General features: G+C 37.3%; 14 protein-coding genes. 6 read left to right on the forward strand and 8 right to left on the reverse strand.

Annotation, left to right across the window (positions count from 1 at the left end):
* Window positions 1–177 precede the first annotated feature (177 nt).
* Both arcB and fusA read left to right on the forward strand, forming a co-directional pair.
* Window positions 178–2505 (forward strand): aerobic respiration two-component sensor histidine kinase ArcB, encoded by a 2328-nt coding sequence (gene arcB, locus XM47_RS17680; RefSeq protein ID WP_048695557.1) that lies wholly within the window; start codon window positions 178–180, stop codon window positions 2503–2505.
* Window positions 2506–2673: 168 nt separating this feature from the next.
* On the forward strand, window positions 2674–4761 hold the full coding sequence (fusA, locus tag XM47_RS17685) for an elongation factor G (RefSeq protein WP_048695560.1): 2088 nt from the start codon (window positions 2674–2676) through the stop codon (window positions 4759–4761).
* A gap of 135 nt (window positions 4762–4896) precedes the next feature.
* On the opposite strand, the gene XM47_RS19280 is transcribed toward fusA, so the two are convergent.
* The 7 genes from XM47_RS19280 to XM47_RS17725 all read right to left on the reverse strand — a co-directional run bounded on the left by XM47_RS19280 (window position 4897) and on the right by XM47_RS17725 (window position 17128).
* Window positions 4897–8256 carry a pectate lyase family protein gene (locus tag XM47_RS19280; RefSeq protein WP_053084612.1) on the reverse strand — a complete coding sequence of 1120 codons (3360 nt, stop codon included), beginning with the start codon at window positions 8254–8256 and terminating at the stop codon, window positions 4897–4899.
* 191 nt (window positions 8257–8447) lie between these two features.
* Window positions 8448–9041 carry an adenylyl-sulfate kinase gene (gene cysC / locus XM47_RS17700; protein WP_048695561.1) on the reverse strand — a complete coding sequence of 198 codons (594 nt, stop codon included), beginning with the start codon at window positions 9039–9041 and terminating at the stop codon, window positions 8448–8450.
* A 12-nt stretch (window positions 9042–9053) separates the two neighbouring features.
* Entirely contained in the window at window positions 9054–10778 is a 1725-nt protein-coding gene (locus XM47_RS17705; protein WP_048695563.1) for an SLC13 family permease, read from the reverse strand.
* Window positions 10779–10794: 16 nt separating this feature from the next.
* On the reverse strand, window positions 10795–12210 hold the full coding sequence (cysN, locus tag XM47_RS17710) for a sulfate adenylyltransferase subunit CysN (RefSeq protein WP_048695565.1): 1416 nt from the start codon (window positions 12208–12210) through the stop codon (window positions 10795–10797).
* 12 nt (window positions 12211–12222) lie between these two features.
* Window positions 12223–13194 (reverse strand): hypothetical protein, encoded by a 972-nt coding sequence (locus XM47_RS17715; RefSeq protein ID WP_048695567.1) that lies wholly within the window; start codon window positions 13192–13194, stop codon window positions 12223–12225.
* A gap of 23 nt (window positions 13195–13217) precedes the next feature.
* Window positions 13218–14126, reverse strand: coding sequence for a sulfate adenylyltransferase subunit CysD (gene cysD / locus XM47_RS17720; RefSeq protein WP_048695570.1), 909 nt, complete (start codon window positions 14124–14126; stop codon window positions 13218–13220).
* 113 nt (window positions 14127–14239) lie between these two features.
* Window positions 14240–17128, reverse strand: coding sequence for a hybrid sensor histidine kinase/response regulator (locus tag XM47_RS17725; protein ID WP_172656565.1), 2889 nt, complete (start codon window positions 17126–17128; stop codon window positions 14240–14242).
* Window positions 17129–17182: 54 nt separating this feature from the next.
* Here XM47_RS17725 and XM47_RS17730 point away from each other — a divergent pair, with 54 nt between their 5' ends.
* From XM47_RS17730 to glgA, 3 genes are all read left to right on the forward strand, one after another.
* Window positions 17183–18181 carry a methyltransferase gene (locus XM47_RS17730; protein WP_048695575.1) on the forward strand — a complete coding sequence of 333 codons (999 nt, stop codon included), beginning with the start codon at window positions 17183–17185 and terminating at the stop codon, window positions 18179–18181.
* A gap of 102 nt (window positions 18182–18283) precedes the next feature.
* A complete protein-coding gene (glgC, locus tag XM47_RS17735; RefSeq protein WP_281175832.1) occupies window positions 18284–19534 on the forward strand; it encodes a glucose-1-phosphate adenylyltransferase in 1251 nt (416 codons plus the stop codon).
* A 3-nt stretch (window positions 19535–19537) separates the two neighbouring features.
* Window positions 19538–20968: a glycogen synthase GlgA gene (gene glgA, locus XM47_RS17740; protein WP_048695581.1), complete on the forward strand. Its 1431-nt coding sequence runs from the start codon at window positions 19538–19540 to the stop codon at window positions 20966–20968.
* A gap of 23 nt (window positions 20969–20991) precedes the next feature.
* Here glgA and XM47_RS17745 read toward each other — a convergent pair whose 3' ends face one another.
* A complete protein-coding gene (locus XM47_RS17745; RefSeq protein WP_048695584.1) occupies window positions 20992–21414 on the reverse strand; it encodes a DUF3293 domain-containing protein in 423 nt (140 codons plus the stop codon).
* 227 nt (window positions 21415–21641) lie between these two features.
* On the opposite strand from XM47_RS17745, the gene XM47_RS17750 reads away from it, so the two are divergent.
* Window positions 21642–23288: a HAMP domain-containing sensor histidine kinase gene (locus XM47_RS17750; protein ID WP_245623498.1), complete on the forward strand. Its 1647-nt coding sequence runs from the start codon at window positions 21642–21644 to the stop codon at window positions 23286–23288.
* Window positions 23289–23368 lie beyond the last annotated feature (80 nt).

Here is a 23368-nt window from a genome sequence, read left to right on the forward strand (position 1 = left end):
CGAATAATTCGAGTTTTTATTTGCATTAAAAGGCGCCTGTGGGCGCCTTTTTTATTCATAATTTTTTGATTATTTGCTTTGATATTTCACGAGTGTTAAAACAAATAATTTTTAGGTTAGACTGAGTTCGGCAACAGAGTTTATATTGCCCGTTAATCGAGAGTTTGGATTTTATTTATGCTTAAAAAATCGGTCCGCTTATCATGGCCAGAGAAAGCTGCAAAAATTGTTAATCGATTTGGCACAGTGCGTGTTAGTTTATTTTTCTTAGGCATCGCCGTTGGTATCACAGTATTAGAAGTGACGCTATTTAGTTTCTTATTTTATGGTGAAGTGGGCTTTAGAGATTATATTGACCCTATCTTATTAACTGTACTGACCATGCCTTGGGTTTTGTATTTTATTTCTGAGCTAATTAGAAGGCTAGAAAGGTCACGTGAACACTTAACTCAGGTTATCGACCAACTCGAAGCGTTACGAAAGCAAGATAAAGCTTCTGCTTCTAACCTAAGAAATAATATCCAGCAGCTTAACTATGAAATTGAAGAAAGAAAAAGAGCTGAGTTACAAAGAGAAGAGGCTATTCGATTATTAAAGCAGCAGATCGAAGAAAGACAAAAAACTCAACAAAACCTATATGAACAGTCCATCTTATTAAGATCTTGCTTCGATTGCTCACCAGATATCATCTATTACCGAGATGAAAATGGCCGTTTTTCTGGTTGTAATCGCTCATTCGAAGAGTTAACGGGTAAAACTGAAAAAGCCATGATAGGTCTAACGCCTTGGGACGTATATCCAGAAGATATTGCTGAGCGTGTCGTATCTTCAGATAGGGAGGTGCTAGCAACTAATGCCAGTATTTCATATCAAGTCTGGTTAACTTATCCTGATGGCAGCAAAAAACTGTATTTAATTAAGAAAGTACCTTTCTTTAATAATGAAGGTAAGCGGATCGGCTTACTTGGGTTTGGCCGAGATATTATGGAGCAACACCAAGCACAAAAAGCCTTGGAAAAAGCGAGTAGAGACAAGACATCCTTTATATCGACTATTAGTCATGAACTTAGAACGCCATTAAATGGTATTGTTGGGATAAGCCGAATTCTAAAAGAAACAGCCTTAGATAAAGAACAGCAGAAACATGTGAGTACGATATTTGCCTGTGCGGTCACATTGGGCAATATATTCAATGACATAATAGATTTAGACAAAATTGAACGAAATAAGCTGCAAATTAATTTAGAGCCAACTGAACTATCGAACTTTGTTTACGAGCTTAATAGTGTTGCTTGCTTGATGGCTGAGCAGAAACAACTGAATTATCATTTCCATTCAGATGTGGCTGAAGGCACTTGGGTTCAGCTTGATCCAACTCGGTTAAGGCAAGTACTTTGGAATTTACTCGCTAATGCAGTGAAGTTTACCCTAGATGGTGATGTCGAATTTAATGTTGAATGCCATATCCGTAATACCTTTGTTTGGATTGATTTTGAGGTAATTGATAGCGGCATCGGCATTCCAGAAGATGAAGTCGATAACATTTTTACCATGTATTATCAGGTCGACCGAAAAGAAGTCCGAGCGGGAACGGGTACTGGAATCGGTTTAGCTATTTCAAAAACCATTATTGATGCTATGGGTGGTCAAATAGAGGTTCACAGTGAAATGAACCAGGGGAGTACTTTCTCAGTTTCACTTAAATTTGATTTAGCCGAATCTCCAGTTGAAGAAGAAGTAGCTTGCCCAGTGCAAGGACTAAATATTTTACTAGTGGAAGATGTTGAGTTAAATGTCATTGTTGCGAATTCAATCTTAACCAAATTGGGACATTCGGTAACTGTTGCCAAAACAGGTAAGGAAGCACTTGCTAAGTTCCGACCAGAGCGATTTGACTTAGTCTTGTTAGATATACAACTGCCAGATATGACAGGCTTTGATATTTTTGCGCAGTGGCAACAAGATTATTCTCAGCTACCACCAGTAGTCGCCCTTACAGCTAATGTCATTAAAACCCGAGATGAGTATCTTGCAAAAGGGTTAACTGATGTTATTGCTAAACCAATTAAAGTTGAAAATGTTCATCGGGTATTTAATAAAATCTTCGAGCTAGACTTTGAAGTCAGTGGTACTTTAGTTGAGCCAGAAAATGATATTAACAATAAAATTTTGGATGTAGAATTTTTAGTCCAGTTAATTGAAACGATAGGTGTTGAACAACTAAATCAAAACCTTGTCCTGTTTGAACAGCTTATAGTTGACTATTTGGCCATTCTCGAAACCAACTTGTTAGCCAAAGACAAAGATGAAATAGGTAAACAAGCCCATAAAATAAAGGGTGCTGCTGCATCTATGGGGCTTAAACAAATTCAATCTATCGCCAATGACATCCAATTAACAGATACGCCAGCATGGTGGGAAAATTTAGACGATAGAGTTGAGCAATTAAAGCATTCTTGCGAATGTGACTTAAAAGAAATTAAGACTTGGCTAGCTAAACACTAAGCCAAAAAAGGTAAAAAAAGTAATTCGAACGGTTTTATCTGCTTGGGATATAATTTTTTTTAAAAAAGTTGCTAATTACATGCAAAAAATTAGAATTTTTTTTTCAAAATCCTGTATCCTGTCGCGCGATATAACTTTAAATTTATACTTGATTTGTAGAGTAAAGCAATGACTGATTTAGCTAAATACAGAAATATAGGCATCTTCGCTCACGTTGATGCTGGTAAGACAACTTCAACCGAGCGTATTCTAAAGCTTACTGGTAAAATCCATAAGACTGGTGAAGTACATGATGGTGCTGCAACAACGGATTTCATGGAACAAGAAGCAGAGCGTGGTATCACAATCCAATCAGCTGCAACAACTTGTTTTTGGAATGAACACAGATTAAACATTATCGATACTCCTGGACACGTTGACTTCACAGTTGAAGTATATCGTTCATTAAAAGTATTAGATGGTGGTATTGGTGTATTCTGTGGTTCTGGTGGTGTTGAGCCTCAATCAGAAACTAACTGGCGTTATGCGAATGAGTCAGAAGTTGCACGTTGTATCTTCGTAAATAAATTAGACCGTATGGGTGCTGATTTCTACCGAGTTGTAGACCAAGTAAGAAATGTTCTAGCGGCTAACCCGTTAGTTATGACATTACCAATTGGTATTGAAGATGATTTCGTAGGTGTTGTAGATGTATTAAGCCAAAAAGCATACATCTGGGATGACTCAGGCCTACCAGAAAATTACGAAGTAACAGATATTCCAGCTGACTTAGTAGAAAAAGCTGCTGAATACCGTGAACAGTTAATTGAAACTGCTGTTGAGCAAGATGATGAATTAATGATGGCTTATATGGATGGTGAAGAGCCTTCTTTAGAAGACATCAAGCGTTGTATCCGTAAAGGTACTCGTGACTTAGCATTCTTCCCAACTTATTGTGGTTCTGCGTTTAAAAACAAAGGTATCCAATTAGTATTAGATGCTGTTGTTGATTACTTACCGTCTCCTACAGAAGTTGATCCACAGCCATTAACTGACGGCGAAACTGGTGAAGCAACTGGCGAAACAGCATTAGTATCTATCGATGAGCCATTACGTGCGCTAGCATTCAAAATTATGGATGACAGATTCGGTGCATTAACCTTCATCCGTATTTATTCTGGTGTTATGCGTAAAGGTGATACTATCCTTAACTCATTCACGGGTAAAACAGAGCGTATAGGCCGTATGGTTGAAATGCATGCTGATGACAGAACAGAATTAGATTACGCACAAGCTGGTGATATTATCGCTGTTGTAGGTATGAAAAATGTTCAAACTGGTCATACTTTATGTGATCCTAAAAACCCTTGTACACTTGAGCCAATGATATTCCCTGAGCCGGTAATCTCAATTGCTGTTGCACCTAAAGATAAAGGTTCTACAGAGAAAATGGGTATTGCTATCGGTAAGATGGTTGCAGAAGATCCTTCATTCCAAGTTGAAACTGATGAAGACTCAGGTGAAACTATCCTTAAAGGTATGGGTGAATTACACTTAGATATCAAAGTTGATATCCTTAAGCGTACTTATGGCGTAGAGTTAACAGTTGGTCAACCTCAAGTTGCTTACCGTGAAACTATTACTCGTGAAGTTGAAGATAGCTACACGCATAAGAAGCAATCTGGTGGTTCTGGTCAGTTCGGTAAAATTGATTACCGTATCAAGCCGGGTGAGCCAAATTCTGGTTTCACATTCTCTTCTACAGTTGTTGGTGGTAACGTACCTAAAGAATTCTTCCCTGCAATCGAGAAAGGCTTCAAAGGCATGATGGAGACTGGTACTTTAGCTGGTTTCCCTGTACTAGACGTTGAAGTTGAATTATACGATGGTGGCTTCCATGCGGTGGATTCATCTGCAATCGCATTCGAAATCGCAGCTAAAGGCGCATTCCGTCAATCAATTCCAAAAGCGGGTCCACAACTTTTAGAACCTATCATGAAAGTTGACGTATTCACACCAGAAGATCATGTTGGTGACGTTATCGGTGATATCAACCGTCGTCGTGGTATGATTAAAGACCAAGAAGCTGGTGCAACTGGTGTTCGCGTTAAAGCTGACGTACCATTATCAGAAATGTTTGGTTACATTGGGCACTTACGTACTATGACTTCTGGTCGTGGTCAGTTCTCAATGGAATTCTCTCACTATGCAGCATGTCCAGCAAATGTAGCTGAGACTGTTATTGCAGCAGAAAAAGAGAAAAAAGCAGCTAAGTAATTAATTTGCTAACCTGTTTAAAAAGCTGATGGTTTTGCCATCAGCTTTTTTTTTGTCTTTTAAAAAGTAGAACGAGCCGATATAAATGAGTTTGTATATTAGCTCGAGTGTATCCTAGAACAGATAGAAGTTTGATTATGGGCAGCCGCTAGGAGCAGAAGTAATAATTTTTGCTTGACCGTTAGCATGCCTAGAATTGTATGGTGTTAAGCCAGCCTTACCGGCAGTCGCCATAACATACTTGGCTAAATTGTCTCCTGGAATTAGCTTGTTAGCTGAAATTAACTCCTGACTTGCCTTACTGTAAAGAGCAAACATATTTGGTGTACTGCCATATGATTTGGTTAAATCGCCAGCATCTGCTATTTTTTGGCATTTATCATCTGAAGCCCAAACATAGCTCGATGTTATTTCTAAGCCACCGTCTCTAAAATCTCTAATGACACTTTCTAGCCAATAGTCCATATTATCTTTTTTACTGTTATTTAGTTTGTTTAATATCATATTGTTTTCAAACAATATCCTACCGCCAGCTCTGACGCTCAATATATCTTTTCGATAACCATAAAAAACATTATTGAATAAGTGTGACTGCCCTCTACGCATTAATGGGACTCTTCTCAAAGTATTAAATTGACTATCACCGTACATATCGTCATTAGTGATGAAAAGGTTGTTATGAATGGTAGAAGTTATTTGCGAGTTGATTTCTCTGCTATCACTAGAACCATGTAGTGCGGCACGTTTTACATTGATTAATTTATTAAATGAGACTGAAATATTGTAAGCCCCCACTTTTATATCAAATGCTGAATCACCAGTGGTTTCAAATGTATTCTGGTGTATCCAAATATTGTTCGATTCGCCAGTAGAACGTATCATATCAGGATCAAGCTTATGATCTTCATCATGGCCAGCACCGATGAAATAATTATTAGTAATTATGACATTTTCAGAAATATGTGTGCTTTTACCGCTGTCATCTGCACCGATTTTAAATCCATTAAATAGAAACTTAGCCTTAGCACCTCGGCCGTCAATACTGGTATTCGAGTTTATCATTTTCAGTTTTAACGCGGTTAAGCTAGTATCATTCAGCTTATCATTAAAAAAGGTATCTTGGCATTGAGCATCTGGGACATTGTGATTTTGACACCATAGATCTAGGTTTCTACACTCGGCTTCAGTGGCATTATCTAGTGCCTCTAACACATTTGGATCACTACAACCTAACTTGTACATAGCGATATGTGTCTCAGTTGCAAAATCTTTTTTGTCGAAAACTATCCAGTTATAGGAAGCTGAGCTAATCGCATCTAATATCTGCTCTTCTGGAGATAGGCTATCAGAGGTATTGATTATAACTAAACTACTATTACCTTTAGGATCATAACCTCCTGTAGTTTGATCAGCGAAGCCGACTGGCTTACCTAAGCTAGTCGCCAAGCAAGCGACAATGTCTTGTTCAGATTTCAGTGTTGATTCAAGCCAATTCAAATTAGGGTTGCTTATTAACTCCTGACAAGCATCATTAGTAGGATTTATTGTTTGTAAATTTTCAAGATTAACGCTTACAGAGGAGGAGATATGCTCAATTCCTGATGTATCTATTATAACTAGCCAGTAATAATAATCTTTTTCAATTAAGTCTGAATCTGAATAGCTTGTGCTGGTGAGCGTCTCTGAAATTAAATTTGAGCTGGCAAAACTATTACTCGTATTTCTATATAGCTTTTGTTCGGCGATAGCGATGTTTGAACTGAGCCAATTTAGAGTAACTTCTGTAGATGATGGAATCGCTTCTAATTGAATGATGGGATTTTCTTGATCATTATCATTACTAGTTTTGTTATCTGGGTTAGCTATGTCGGTTGAATTTACACTGTTTGCATCTGAATCGTCATTATTTGTCATGTAAACTGCAAACTCTGCAATTGCAGCCGTACCCTTTGAACTCGTAATTATTAAGTCTATTTTCTTGGTTTGAATAGTTGAAAAGGTTACTTCACCTAACAGGTTACCAGATGCTAAAACGGTCGAATCTGTATTATTGATGAGTTCCCAACCAGTTACATTACCGACAAACCCATCCGCTTCTACTATCTTTACTTTATCGACATTAATATTGGTCCCCCATTTTATTGAAATTCGGCCTGTAGAATCATTGGGTGACCAGTAAGTTGTTAGTTTATCGTCCCTAACATTAGCATAACTAGTGCCGCTAACTTTGCTAGATCCGTCTGAACCAGCCACTAAACTCAGGTTAGTTGAAGTTACATTGGTATCTGTTTGGTTTTCATTACTTGAATTGTCATCGTTTTGGTCTGTTTCACTTGTATTGCCTTTTATTAAGATAAGCTCACCACATGATCCATCAGATACTTTTATTTCTTTTCCTGCCCCAGCTGTGGCTTTAATTAGTGCTGGGACACAAGCTACAGGGTCAAGCGCGTAATCATAAGGTATCTTAATTGAAGTTGTTGAGGTTAAGTCTGGTCCAGCTGGATACCAGTCGTCACTATCACTTTGTTGCCATGCTACCGTATTTGGATCAAAATAATTATTTGAAAGCTCCCAGTAGCCCATATCTGATGTGTAAAAGGTACCTATTGGATTGAATGCATTTTCAAAGTAACTATTTTCTACTTTTATCCGTCCACCGGCTCTTGGATTTAAGCCTGACTTGGCAATGCCAGAGTAATAATTATTGTAACTATGTGCAGTACCATGCCTAAGAAGTGGCAAACGAGAGTCCATATTTTCATAATAATTGTGATGAAAGCTAACCCAAGTATTTGTGTTGTCGCCATCAGTTGACCCCATTAAGCCTCCGCGTCCAGAATTCCTGTAATGAGTATAGGAAATGGTGACATACTGTGTTGTTGCTTTCATATCTAGTAAGGAATCATAGCCTTGAGACTCTCCGCCCGAAGCTTCAAGCGTGCAATGATCAACCCATACATTAAATACGTCAGTTTCCATACCTATGGCATCACCACCATTTGATGTAGGGATTCCTGATTTTTTGACATTCTTTATATGTAGATTTTGCAAAATAATATTGGATGTATTTCTCAAATGTATGCCAATTTGGTCGAAAACAGCCAAATCATCTACGCCAATCAAAGAAACATTCTTAACGCCTTTAAACTGAATCTCTGAGTCTGTAGTATCACAGCTGCCGCTACTTTTGCTCGTATTTTCATGTTTGATAGTCCCATTAACATAAATAATGAGTGGCGTGTCATCTGTTTCCCGAGAGCACAAAGCTTGGTTTATTTCACTCCCAGTACTTGCATAAACGATCTTACCCCCTTCACCACCAGTAGTACCGCCATTTAATGTGGCATATCCTTGAACTTTATTTGATGTTAGAGGATCTGAACTTTGCGTAGGGGGTTCGGGATATTGTGCGCTTTCAATCTCTAATTTAGTATCTTTACAACTAGCGATTAGAAGAATTAAAACTAAATTGTGTAATATTTTGTTCAGCATAGAGAGTCTCAATTTATATTGCTACCGGTGGCATTTGTTGCGAGTCTAACGCTCAAATATAATTTTGTAAACAAAATATAAATATGACTCAAACAACTTCTAGTTTGAGATTATTTTGAATCGATGGTTTGGGAACGTTTAATAGCGGAGGGGTTCGTAAATGCATTTCGCATTTACGAATAAGGAAAACATTAAATGTATTTTTTTGCCTTAAGGTAATCAACCACAACGTTAGCGCATTCTTCAATATTTAAGTCTGCAGTCTTAACCGTGACTTCCGGTGCTTCTGGTGCTTCATATGGAGAGTCAATCCCGGTAAAATGTTTAATTTCGCCTTGGCGAGCTTTTTTATATAAACCTTTAGGGTCTCTTTGTTCACATACTTCAATTGGCGTATCTATATAAACTTCAACAAATTCAGCTTCAGCTGTTAACTCTCTAACCAAAGCTCTATCTGCTCTAAAAGGAGAAATAAACGCAGTCAAAACGATTAAACCAGAATCAACAAATAACTTGCTGATTTCACCTATACGGCGAATATTCTCAACTCTATCTTCATCACTAAAGGTTAGGTCTTTATTGATACCATGACGAACATTATCACCATCTAGTAGATAAGAATGACAGCCAGATTCAAATAATTTACTTTCAACTGCATTGGCAACTGTTGATTTACCTGAGCCACTTAAGCCAGTAAACCATAATACACATGGCTTTTGATTTTTTTGTTCTGCACGTTGTTGCTTCGTGACTTCGGTTGGATGCCAAACAATATTTTCGTTCATGTTAGTCGGTTCCTAAAATGGAAAAAAGTAGGGGACAAGTATCGCCGTTACCGTAATATAGCAAATTGAAACGGGTAGGCCATAGTTTATGAAATCTTTAAATTTGTACCCGCCCGTATTAAACACGAGTAGGTTGGTCTGATACCCATATGGGCTTAAAAAGCTGGCACTTGCACCAAATGCAACGGCCATAACAAATGAAATTTCATTAACGCCAAAGCTGTTTGCTAAACTCAGTGCTAGCGGGAACATAAGCGCAGCCGCCGCGTTATTAGTGACTAGCTCGGTTAATATAATCGTCGTTAACAGCACACCAACAAAAGCAAACCAAACTGACTGCTCGCTAAAGGCGGAATGTAAAAACTGAGCTAAGTTGTCACTTAACCCTGTTTGCGTCATAGCTTCAGCTAAGGTTAAGGCTGCTGTAATGATTAACCAAAGTTCAAATGGAAACAGCCTTTTTAATTCTGAACTTTTAATAACCTTGCCAGCAATACAGCCAGCAATGAAAAATATCAAACCATCCAGTAGTGACATAATACCTGAGATGGTTAACGCCATCACAGCGGTAAAACCGGCTAATACAGAATAGTTAACTTTGGTGCTTAACGGTTGTTCAACCGCCATGTCTGAAATGATGAAAAAGTGCTTGTCTAAATTTTTACGAGATTTAAAATCACTACCAGTTGCAAGTAATAGGTTGTCACCTTCATTGAGTTGTATTTCACCCAACTTGCCAGGTATTTGCAGGCCGTTTCGTTTTAATCCAACCACAGCAGCATCAAACATGGCTCTAAACCCTGCAGATTTCATGGTCTTCCCAATTAAGCCAGAACTGCTGGATAGTACAACTTCAATTAAGTTATCACTCATTAATCCAGTATGCTCAGCAAAAAACTTCACCCCGGGTAAAGTTTGTAATTCATCGATAAAGCTGACATCGCCACTAAATACCAGTCTATCACCCGCTTCAATTAAATGATCTGGCTGGACGGGGGTTATTGATTGCTCACGGCGGATAATTTCAATTAAGAAAAAGCTATTTAAATTTCTTAATTCATTCTCGCTGACACTTTTGCCTATCATAGGGGAGTCTGATTTGACTTTTAAATCGACAAAATATTTTTGGCTATCAGTTTGTAAGTGATGCTCAGGTAAAGTGTTTTTTCTCAATATAATGATAATTAAGCCGGTCACTAGTAGCGCGACACCGACAGGAAAAAAGGCAAAAAAGTCTAATGATGGATGACCTAAATCCATCCAGAAACTATTAACGACCATATTGGTGGAAGTACCTATGAGTGTGGTTGTACCGCCTAAAATTGCGGCATAGCTTAAAGGTAGTAATAGTTTTGACGCTGCTATTTTATTCTGGTTTTTAATCGGTCTTATTAGGGCTGCAACAACAGCGGTATTGTTTAGAAATGAAGAAGCAATAGCGGCTAAGCTAGTTAACTTAAATAATGATTTTGTTTGATTTTTTTCTAATGCATTGCGCGCAAATTGTTTTAATAAACTGGTTCTTTCAAGTGCTCTCGATGCAAGCATCAAAGCGATTAGGGTGATAACCCCTGAGTTGGTTGATTTAGCTAATGCAGTTTCAATTGTGATGATTTGACAAGCAAATAAAGCAAGTAAGGCTAAGCTGAAGATTGAAGAAGCGCGCCAGTGTGAAAACACCAACGCGCCAATCGTTAAAGCAAATATAGCTGCGACAGCAGCCTGTTCCAACAACATTATGGAATGTTACGTCCTATTTGCTTAGTTGGCTTAAATCAAGTGCTTGCCAGTGAGGGAAGTGTTTACGCACTAACTGGTTAAGCTCTAATTCAAATTCAGAAAAGTCTGTTTGAGCAGCACTTTCTTTAGCCGCAGAGACAATCATACCTGCACCAACTGTAACGTTAGTTAAGCGATCAACTACGATAAAGCTACCAAGGTATTTGTTTGTTTCATATCGCTCAATTACAACAGGTGAATTAAGTTGTAAATCACAAACTGCAATCTCATTCAATGCAACAGCATCAGTTTGTTCATGCTCAAGTGAATTTACATTGATACGGTAATCAATTTCATTAAATTGGCCACTTGTTGTTTTAGTACCTAATTTAAAGTCATATAACTTACCTGGTGCTAAGCCTTCTTCACCCATCCAAACCACATGAGCTTTAACAGCTTGCGCAACTTCAGGTAGGTTATCACTAGCAACAATCACGTCACCACGACTAATATCAATTTCATCTTCTAATGTAAGCGTAATTGACATAGGTGCGAATGCTTCATCAATCTCACCATCAAATGTGTCGATCGATTTAACTTTTGATGTTTTACCAGAAGGCATAGCTGTGATTGAATCGCCTTTGCGAACAATACCTGATGCGATAGTACCAGCAAAACCTCGATAATTTAGGTGAGGTCTATTTACATACTGAACCGGCATACGGAAGTCAGCAAGGTTACGGTCTGCAACAATTTGAACAGACTCTAACATTTGCATTAAAGACTCGCCTTGATACCAAGACATGCTCTCGCTCTTGTTTACAACATTGTCGCCTTTAAGCGCAGACATAGGTGCGAAACGGATATCAGGAATGTTTAACTCTTGTGCAAATTCTAAGTAATCTTTCTTGATTTGCTCATAAGTTTCTTCGCTGTAATCAACTAAATCCATTTTGTTAACAGCAACAACCACGTGTTTAATGCCTAATAACGAAACAATAAAGCTATGACGACGAGTTTGTGTTTTAACACCTGCACGAGCATCTACTAAGATAATCGCTAAGTCACAAGTTGAAGCACCTGTTGCCATGTTACGAGTATATTGCTCGTGTCCAGGCGTATCCGCAATAATGAATTTACGCTTAGACGTAGAAAAATAACGGTAAGCAACATCAATTGTAATACCTTGCTCACGTTCAGACTGTAAACCATCAACTAATAATGCAAGGTCAACTTCTTCACCCGTTGTACCAGACTTTTTACTATCTTTAGTGATAGCAGCTAGCTGATCTTCATAAATCATTTTAGTATCATGAAGAAGACGGCCGATTAAAGTACTTTTACCATCGTCAACGCTACCACAAGTTAAAAAGCGTAATAACTCTTTATTTTCGTGCTCATTTAAATAAGCGAGAATATCTTGTTCAATCAAATCAGATTGATGAGACATAGTTAATTCCTCTTAAACTGTAAATTGCTGATCAAATTCAGCAAAAAATCTTTGTAATTCTGACTCAGGCAGCACGTTAATGCCTGCTGCCGCTTTACGACCACCACCAGTTTCAAACTTCATGCAAAGTTCGTCTGCACCTGCGGCTCTTTGTTTTGGCGCACGTACAGAAACTAAATAAGCTGATTTATCGGGTAAATCGGTTAACACAGCATGCGCTAAAGCAGGGGATTTATTCGCTAAATCATTACCCCAAACACCTGAAACTCTTCTGGCCCAGGCTTCATTCGGTAACACAAATGCTTTACCCGAATTGCTCTCATGTACCAATTTAGCTTGATTCGCAAATCCCATGTCAGTTTGATAGTTTGCGATTAAAGTTTGATACAGCGCAGTATTTTCTTGAGCCATCACTAGAGGGTCTGGATACTCTAGTAATTGCTTATATAGCTCTGCTGGATGGAAATGAAGATCTGCTTCAGTCGCTCCATAACCATTGTAATTAATCGCAATACCAAGCGCTTTAAGTTGCTCTCTTGCTACTTGGCTTAAACCAACTTCGTCTGCTAATGCTTCGGCAGAGTCAAAAAGATTATCACCATAAGCGGCTGTAATCGCCCAATTGGCAAATTGGCCACCTAATTTCTGATTGATCAATAAACTAGTGCAAGTATTAGCAGAAGTATCAATTAAGCTATCTAAATTTTCAGCTTGTGGAATTTCACCTGCAAAGTGGTGATCACAATAGAAAACCGCTGCGCCAATAGACAAAACTTGCTCAAGAGCTGCTTTGTTTTTGTCCATAGAAACATCAAGTAAAGTAATACTGTCTTCAGCTTTAACCGATATTTTACTAAGTAGCTTAATATCTCGTTTAACGCCTGTAATTAACTGACTATCTTTAGGCTCTGCTAATCTTAATTGCAGCAGAGCACAGATACCATCAGCATCACCGTTAAATAGGTCGTAATGTGACTGAGTCATATTCGATAATTCCGTTAATTAGCTTAGAAGTAACCTTCCATCTTCTTCTTCTCCATAGAGCCAGAAGAATCGCTATCTATGACACGTCCTTGACGTTCAGATGTAGTCGCTAATAACATTTCTTGGATAATATCAGGTAATGTCGCTGCTTCAGAATTAACTGCACCTGTTAATGGGTAACAACCTAGTGTTCTGAATCGAACCATTTCCATTTTAACTTCTTCACCTGGCTCAATTGGCATACGTTCGTCGTCTACCATTATTTTCACGCCATCACGCTCTACAACAGGACGCTCTTTTGAGAAGTAAAGATCAGGAATATCGATATTTTCTAGATAAATGTATTGCCAAATATCTAATTCAGTCCAGTTAGATAATGGGAATACACGTATGCTTTCACCTTTATCTATTTTACTGTTATATAGGTTCCATAACTCAGGACGTTGATTTTTAGGGTCCCATCTGTGGTTTTTGTCTCTGAAAGAGTATACACGCTCTTTTGCACGAGATTTTTCTTCGTCACGACGAGCGCCACCAAATGCAGCATCAAAACCATATTTATTCAAAGCTTGCTTTAAAGCTTGAGTTTTCATGATATCAGTATGTTTAGCACTACCATGAGAGAATGGACCAACACCCATATCAACACCTTCTTGGTTGATATGAACAAGTAGATCAAAATCATACTCTTTTGCAATTCTATTTCTGAATTCAATCATCTCTTTAAATTTCCATGTTGTATCAACATGAAGTAAAGGAAATGGAATTTTTGCAGGGTAAAATGCTTTACGCGCTAAATGGAGTAAGACAGAAGAGTCTTTACCAATTGAATAGAGCATTACTGGGTTATCAAACTCGGCAGCAACTTCACGGATAATGTGAATTGATTCCGCTTCTAACTGTTTTAGATGAGTCAATCTATGATCAGACATAATATTCGCTTCTTTAATTGATTAATTAGAGGCTAGATTTAATTATGCATAGAATAATCTATTCTATGCATATTCTAAAATCTTTTTTGTTATTTGTTATTGCCAAAATGATGTTAGTGATGGCTCACCGCTTGATTCAACTTTAATTTGAGTAAATTAAAGTTGATTGGCTTGTGAATATAGGCAAAAACGCCAGCAGACAAAGCCGTCTTCTCGTCTATTTTGTCACTATATCCAGTACACAAAATAATCGGTAGTTCAGGTTTTACCTCGATTGCCGCTTTAGCCAACTCAAGCCCAGTGATATAAGGCATAGTTTGATCTGTAATGATGCAATCGAAATCAAAATTGACATCATTGATAATTGAAAGTGCTTCAACTGAATCTGAGGTTGTTACCGTTTTATAGCCAGCGAGTGTTAGTTTATCGGCTAGTAGCTCAGCAATACTCGTTTCATCATCGACAATTAATATGTTCGGTTGATAGTCATTTAAATTTAATTGCTGAGCTTGCGGTAGGGGGGCTGCTGAGTTCGAGTCTTCTTCACTGTTAACACAAGGTAAGTAAACTTGAAAACTAGAGCCGACATTTTCTAAGCTCTCTACTACTAAATGCCCACCTAATTGATGGACAATACCATGCACGATAGATAATCCCATTCCAGTCCCTTCACCTAAATCTTTTGTGGTGAAATAAGGGTCAAAAATCTTCTTGATTGTCTCTTTACTAATGCCACTGCCAGTATCCTGAATTTTAATCATCACCATAGTTTGACTAAATTCTTGATGGCAAGAGGTGCAGCTAGCCTCTGCATTGATCACCATTTGAGTACTGATATGCAAAGTCCCTTTTTCTGCCATCGCATCGCGGGCATTAATCGAGAGGTTCATTATCAATTGTTGAAACTGAACATTATCAACTTTTAATTGAGCGTTTGCGTTTAAGTCTAGCTCTATATTGATAGTACTTGGCAACAAAGGCCTAATCATAGCTAATGAGTCATCAATTAGCTTGGTCAGTTCAATACACTGTAGCTGTTGGCTTTCTTTACGGCTAAACACCATCATTTGCTTGATTAAATCTCTAGCTCTTTCGCCGGATAAAGTGACTTGCTCTAAATAATCCGGCACTTTGTCGATTCTGTCTAACTCGATACAGTCTTGGGCTAGTTCGGCATAACCTAAAACAGAGGCTAGAATATTATTAAAGTCATGTGCTATGCCACCAGTTAGCTGACCGATTGCTTCCATTTTTTGCGCATGTCTTAATTGCTCAGACAAGGCTTGCCTTTCTTGTTCAGCTTGTTTAATGAGTGAAATGTCTTTAAATAGATAAACAGCTCCGACTAACTTACCATGCTTAATAATTGGGCTGACACGGCAATCGACGGTAAACCTTTCATCATTGGCTCTTTTAAACCAACAGGTTAGATTAATAGGTAAAGTATCTTGAATTATCTTTTCTAAAATACAGATACGTACCAGACCAAACTCATCTTGGCTAATTTCCACTAATGTATCAAAGTCTAGCTGTTTGGTTTGCTGTTCAGTGTAATTAAGCATAGCTTTGCTAGCCTGATTCATCAGATTAATTTGTCCAGACAAATCGACCCCGACAATACCGTCATGTGCACTTTGCAAAATTAAATCACGGTAATCAACCTCATCTTTTAAAGCGGCCACTTGCTTTAATTTTTGTTCAGTAATGTCTGAGATTAATATGATAGTGCTTGCGTCAATCGGATTTTCAGCAGCTTGATTAAACATTTTAATTAAAAAATAAAAATGCTTTCCGTCGTTGCTTTTGGTTTGTATCTCTAACTGAGCAGACGTGTGAGTTTGTTTTACTTTATCAAAGCACTTTTTGTATCTTATTTTCTGCTTGTTTGATAAATGGTTTAATAATTGTTTTGGCCTATCAATGTTTTTATCAACTAGATTGAATAAATATTCAAAACCGTTGTGCCAGATTATTTTATTATTTTTATGCGCTACTTCGATGCCGGCTACCAGCGAAAGATCTTGAATATGCTGAAGTCTATTCTGTTGCCGCAATATATTTTTTTGATTCAACCTGATTTGCTTCTGACTTTTATTTAAGACTAACAAGAGGACAAACAGAACACTGAAGGTAAAAAATACAAAGATAAACATACTGAGATGAATGACTTTTAAGGATTCATCCATCACAGAAATGGGTTGAGATAAATAGATACCGAAATCAGCCGCTTTAGACCAACGCCAAGTATTAATAGTCTCTTCGTCGATAAATGAAGTTTTTATCTTAGGTCTTTGTGAAAAAGTATCAATTGGAGTGAACTCATGTTCGCTAATTGAATAGGTTTCTAACTGATGATCGTAAAGATAAATATCACTCTCAGTGGATGCTTTAGCGAGTTTGACGATATTTTGAAATACTGTATTTATGTTAAGTTCTACAGCAAAGTTAGCGACATGCACATCTTCATCAAAAATAGGATAGAGCAATAAAAATCGGATTGGATTTTGTTGTTTTAGTTTAGCTAAAAGGTAAGTCGACTTATATTCACCTAATAAAGCGAGCTTCTGCTCAAAACTTTGATGTTGGCTAAAGCTCGAATAGTGACTCGTCTCAGCATGCCACAGCAACTCGCCCGTACTTGATGTAATATAAGTATTTAAATAATTAATATTAGACAAAACGCCATTATCTATTAATAGCGCGATAAAATTCATTTCAGCAATAGAGGGGAAGTCCGCCCCCTGATTTTTTGCTTGTGCTTTCTTACTCTTGGCAAACTCTAGAATGATTGGATGATCACTCCAACTATTATATTCATTCAATTTTTGCTCTAAGCTAGATATAATTTCAGTTTGGATAATATCTGCTTGAGTAGATAAATATTGTTCTTTTTCTTTTTGAAAGTGATTGGTAAGTTGAGCTTGGATCGCATACCCTAAACCGGATAGGCAAATTATCCCTAAGATAAAACCAATAAAATTCCATTGTCCAAATTTATTCATTAAAAAATTCAGCAAAGCATTCATTTACTTTGCTTCCATTAAGTGAGAAAAAATATGTCGCAGCTATCTGCACCAAGTCAATTACTATTAAAGCAGATCCCAGAGCTAATTAATGAAGATACATTAATTGTTGATCCTCTACTTTTTGATGATTTAAATGCGCCTGAATTCAGGCCAACCACAGTCTGGTCATTTAAATACTTTGATAAATTACCTGTTGACAATACTGTGACTTGGCCAGAAAAACCAGCAAAAAAATTCAATCAAGCCATTGTTTTTTTTCCTAAAGCTAAAGAAAAAGCTAAATGGCTAATCGAGCAGCTAGCAGAAATGCTAAAGCCAAATGCAAGCATAATTCTAGTTGGCGAAAACCGTAGTGGGATCAAATCTTGCCAAAAATTATTAACTGAACAGCTGTCACATATAAATAAACTGGCAAGTGGTAAGCACTGCTTACTCTTTCAATCCCACTTATCCGCAGATATTGCTAATAAAGATAGTTTCTATCAACAAAGCTATCAAGTGAATAATAAACAAGTCATCACAGCGAGCTTACCGGGTGTCTTTAGTCAAAAAGAACTAGATAAAGGTACCGAACTCTTATTGCAGAATTTACCAGCAGAGATAAAAGGCAAAATACTTGATTTTGCTTCTGGCTGTGGCGTGATAGGAAGCTATATTAGTAAGCATTATTCAGTTGACGAATTAACTCAAGTGGATGTCGATGCGTTAGCAATCGAATCCACTAAAAAGACCTTGGAACTGAATGAATTAGTAGGGAAAACGTTTTTATCGAATGGTTTAACGAAAATTTCATCAAAATATGATTGGATTTTTACTAATCCCCCCTTCCATACTGGCACTAAAATCGACTACCATGTAACTGAGGCTTTTATTAAAGATAGCTGCAAACATTTATTACCAAATGGAAAATTAATGTTAGTGGCTAATAGATTTTTAAAATACCCTCAAATTTTACAAACGTATTTTAATCTGGTAGAAGTAGTAGCTGAAGACAATAAATTTAAAGTTTATTGTGCTTGCAACCGTTAATATTAACCATGCTGGACAGATCTGGATTTTCTGGCAAAGTTAAATGACCAATATTTATTTTGGTACTAACGCGTCAAGAATACGGATAGGGAAAGCAAAAAAATAAATCAAGGCACGACTATGGCAGGGATATTATCAATGATACTAGCTGGTGGTGCGGGTACTCGGTTATTTCCATTAACCGAAACTCGAACAAAACCGGCTGTTCCATTCGCGGGTCAATATAGACTTATTGACTTTGTTTTAAATAATTTCGTTAACTCTGATTTACTTAAAATTTACGTCCTCACGCAGTTCAAATCGCAATCACTTAATATACATCTTCGCCAAGCTTGGCATTTTTCTGGATTAACCGATCATTTTATTGACCCGATTCCAGCACAAATGCGCATGGGTAAAAGATGGTATGAAGGTACAGCTGATGCGATTTATCAAAATTTACGCTTGATTGAGATACATCAACCAGATCAAGTTGTTATTTTTGGTAGTGATCACATTTATAAAATGAACGTTCGTCAAATGACGACTTTCCATACTGACAAGGAAGCCGACTTAACTGTTGCAGCAATTCGAGTTCCTATTGAAGAAGCACACCAATTTGGTGTAATGGAAATCGATGAAGAAGGACGACTAATTGGATTTGAAGAAAAACCGGCTAATCCAAAATCATTACCAGGTAACCCAGACGTAGCTCTAATCTCTATGGGCAACTATGTTTTCGAGTCTGAGGTTTTATACAAAGAATTAAAAGCTGACGCTAAAGATCCTAATTCATCTCACGATTTTGGTAAAAATATCATTCCTAATCTAATGAAAAACGGTAACGTTTTCGTTTATGATTTTGCCAATAATAAAATTCCAGGTGAAAAGGGCGACCCTTTCTACTGGCGTGATGTTGGTACGATTGATGCTTACTGGCAGGCTTCTATGGATTTATTAAATGCGAACAGCGAATTTAATATGTTTAATCCTAAATGGCCAATGAGAACTTACCACCCAACTTTGCCTTCAGCACAAATATTTAAGCCAGAAAATGGTGAGCATAATCAAATTGTTGATAGTTCAATTGCCTCTGGTTGTGTTGTGAATGGTGCTCGAGTTGAGAAGTCAGTTCTGGGTTATGAAGTGACAGTTGAGCCAAATGCTGAAGTCACAGAAAGTGTCATCATGGGTAATACAGTAATAGGCTCTGGCTGTAAATTACATCGCACAATACTGGACAAAAATGTCAAGATCGCTCCTGGCACTGAGATTGGTTTAGATCATGATCTAGACGAGAAGCGAGGCTTCACTATTTCTGCAAATGGCATAGTGACAGTACCAAAAGGCACAGTAGTAGGATTTGATAAATAATTAATGAATATCTTATTTGTTTCATCAGAAGTTGAAGATATTGCAAAAACTGGTGGCTTAGCTGATGTAGCTAAAGCCTTACCTGTATCTTTCAATAAAATGGGGCACGATGTTCGGATAATCACACCATTTTATCAGGTGAGTAAGTCAGTTGAAAATGCGCAAACAGTTTTAACTGACGTTGAACTTCATGCTGGAAATTTAACCTACAAATACAATGTTAAGCAAATAACCTTACACGGAATCACTGTATATCTAGTCGATTACCCTGCCTATTTCGATCGAAAAGGGATATACAGTGAAGGTTATGATGCATACGATGATAATGGTGAGCGCTATGCATTTTTTAGCATGGCTGCGCTACATTTAACTCAACTATTAGAGTTTAAACCAGACATCATTCATTGTAATGATTGGCATACAGGCTTAATACCGCTTTATTTGAAAAAACATTGGTACGACAATCCATATTTAGCGTCAGCTAAAACGGTATTGTCTGTCCACAATGGCGCCTTCCAAGGGGTTTTCCACCTAGATAGTGTTCCAATCTTGCAAAAAAGCGGGATAGACCATGAAGACGTCCATCATGGATTGGTTAATTACTTAAAAATTGCGGTTAAATACGCAACTAAAATAGTTGCAGTAAGCCCTAGCTATGCAAAAGAGCTACAAACCGATCTTGGTTCGCATCACATGGGTGACGTCTTTAGAAGTCGTTCGCATGACATGCATGGGATTATCAATGGTTGTGATTACAGCCAATGGGACCCAGAAACCGACCCGGAAATACCATCACAATACTCAGTAGAGAATATGAATGGTAAAGCTTTTTGTAAAGCGAACTTGCAGCAACACAGTCATCTCCCTGTTGATGGTGATATTCCATTAATTGGAATGGTTTGTCGCATTACCGATCAAAAAGGCTTTGGTTACTTACTGCCAATACTCGAAAATATCTTACATCACAATGTTCAAGTTGTAATGATAGGTACGGGTGACCCGCAATTAGTTAGCCAAATTCAAGCAATTAGTGAAAGACACCGTAACAAGTTCTATTTCTTGCACGACTTTAATTTGAGTTTTTCTCATTTAATAACTGCGGGTAGTGACTACTTTTTGATGCCGTCTTTATTTGAACCTTGTGGTTTAAATCAGATGTACTCATTAGCCTACGGTACCTTACCTATTGTTCGAGCGGTTGGCGGACTAAAAGATACAGTGGTTGACCTTGAAGCAGATCCAGTCAATGCGAATGGATTTGTATTTGATAGACCAGACAGTGAAGCATTATTAAACTGTGTCAGAAAAGCATTACTTTTCTATCACGAATACCCTCAAACATTTGATGTAATTCGTAAAAAAGCAATGCAAACCAAATTTGATTGGTATAACTCAGCGTTAGAATACGAAGCTTTATACAAATCAATTATCTAATAATGGGCGGAAGTGTCATATTGTTAATATGCCACTTCACTCATACTCAATTTAATCCTCTGATTAAATAAGCCAATAAACTCTTCTTGATACATTTCAGCCATTAACCTGCAAGGCGTTAGATAAAGCTGATTCGCCTCAACCCAAAAGATAGCATTTTGCTGATACTTATCAGCTAATTTAATTGCCTCAGCTTTCTCAATAGCGACTATCCAACTTTTTTCTTTATGACAAAAATTAGCTGAACAGCCAGTGATACTTCGGTAAGGCACATTAAGGCTAAGAATGTCAGACTGCAGCATTTTGTCTTTCAAACTATTTTCGGAATGATTGAGAATTACGCCATTGGGATTACATGCAGTAATAATGGCAAAATTTAAATGAGCTGAAACGGGTTGTTTCAAAATAAATACAGTGTCTTTGTATAATTGCCATACAGATGTCATTAAATCAGTTCCTATCTGTCAATCTTAATAAAGTGTTATCACCATATATAGAGTGCTAATGAAATTGCGCAATAAGACTTTAGCTTAAACTTACCAATTAGCCTAACCTATTTGGGATAATTATTTTCAATGATAAGCATGAAAAATCACAGGGTTACTTGTTAAAAACCGGGTTTATACATAAACTGGTTTGTATAAGACTAAAATAAAGTTATGACACTTATTCGATGATAAAAAATCAAAAAAAGATGCCTCCTAAAGCCATGTCATCCATTCGCTCGAATGTGATTTTTATGGTGTTAGTTATTTCCACAGTATCTCTGATACTCGCATTTGTGATAAACGGTGTATTCGAAGTTAAACAGCAAAAATCGACCCTAGCATCTCAAGCAAAATCTTTTGCAGACATCATAGGCTTCAGCGCCTCGACAAATTTATTATTTGGTGACCCCGTCAGTGAAAACGCAAGGCTGACAACACTCGAAATTGATAAAAACATAGAGAACATTCACATCTATCGAATCAATGAAGAAAACGGCAAAGTCGAATTTTTTGCTAGTTACAACAAAGTAAATACACCACCCATACCAACTAAAATTAACAAATTAAAAGAACTATCAGACGTTACATATAGTGATAATTACTTAGAGTTGATTAGAGGCATTAATTTTGAAGGCAATGAGATAGGTTACATCTATGTCAGATTTTCATTAGCTCAACTTAAAGAGCAACTATACTCCACCTTATATTTAAAATTACTTGTCTTGTTAATCTCACTAGGCATTGCGCTAGTATTGGCCCTTAGGTTACAAAACTCTCTGACTAAACCTATTAAAGAGTTAGTTGAAGTATTTAAATATGTTTCGAAAGAGAAAGACTATAGCGTTCGCGCGCCCAAACAGTCTCTGATTGAATTAAATGCCTTAAGTACCTCATTTAATACTATGTTAGATCGGATTCAAGCTTACTTAGAAAAACAAGCAGAAGCAGAAAAACAGATCCGAAAACTAAATCAGAGCTTAGAAGACAAAGTAGGTCAGCGCACAGATGCGTTAAAAGACGCAAATGTAGAACTGATGTCAACACTCGAAACCTTGCATCAATATCAAAACCAATTAGTTGAAACCGAAAAAATGGCCTCTCTTGGTGATATGGTCGCTGGCATCGCGCATGAAGTTAATACGCCAATTGGTTTAGGGGTAACAGCTTCCACCTTGCTAATGGATCGAATCAAAGACATCAGAGAAGTACTGGATAATAAAAAGTTAACCGCAGGGCATTTGGACCGATTTTTAACCGAAGGTCACGAAAATTTAAATATCATTTACCGCAACCTCAACCGAGCCGCAGAATTAATTAGCAGCTTTAAACAAGTTGCAGTTGATCAAAGTAGCGAAAACGATAGAGTCTTTCTATTGTCTGAATTTTTGAAAGATGTACTGCTATCACTTAGGCCTAAGCTCAAGCATCACGAACATATCATAAACGTAGAATGTGATGAAAAATTAACCATAGAGAGCAAGCCTGGGCCTTTAAATCAAATTTTTATCAATTTAATTATGAATTCTGTTATTCATGGGTTTGAATTTATAGAAAAAGGCACCATAACTATAAGTATGGAAGCAACAGGTAATCGTTTAAAAATTCTATACCGAGATAATGGTAAAGGTGTAAACGAGCAACTAAGGAAGAAAATATTCGATCCTTTTGTAACAACAAAAAGAGGTGAGGGTGGTAGTGGTTTAGGCATGCACCTAGTTTATAATTTGGTGACTCAAGCCCTAGGTGGAAACATCACAGTCGCCAGTGAAGAAGGAAAAGGAATCGAATTTGATATTAGTATTCCAGTAAATGTTAAAAAAGTAGTAGTTTAATGCTACTATTTGATTGAGTGATGGCGCTAATATCACTATAATCTAATGAAGTAAAAGAAATTATTATAATTAAACTAGCT

The organism is Catenovulum maritimum, assembly GCF_001050375.1.
Taxonomy (GTDB): domain Bacteria; phylum Pseudomonadota; class Gammaproteobacteria; order Enterobacterales; family Alteromonadaceae; genus Catenovulum; species Catenovulum maritimum.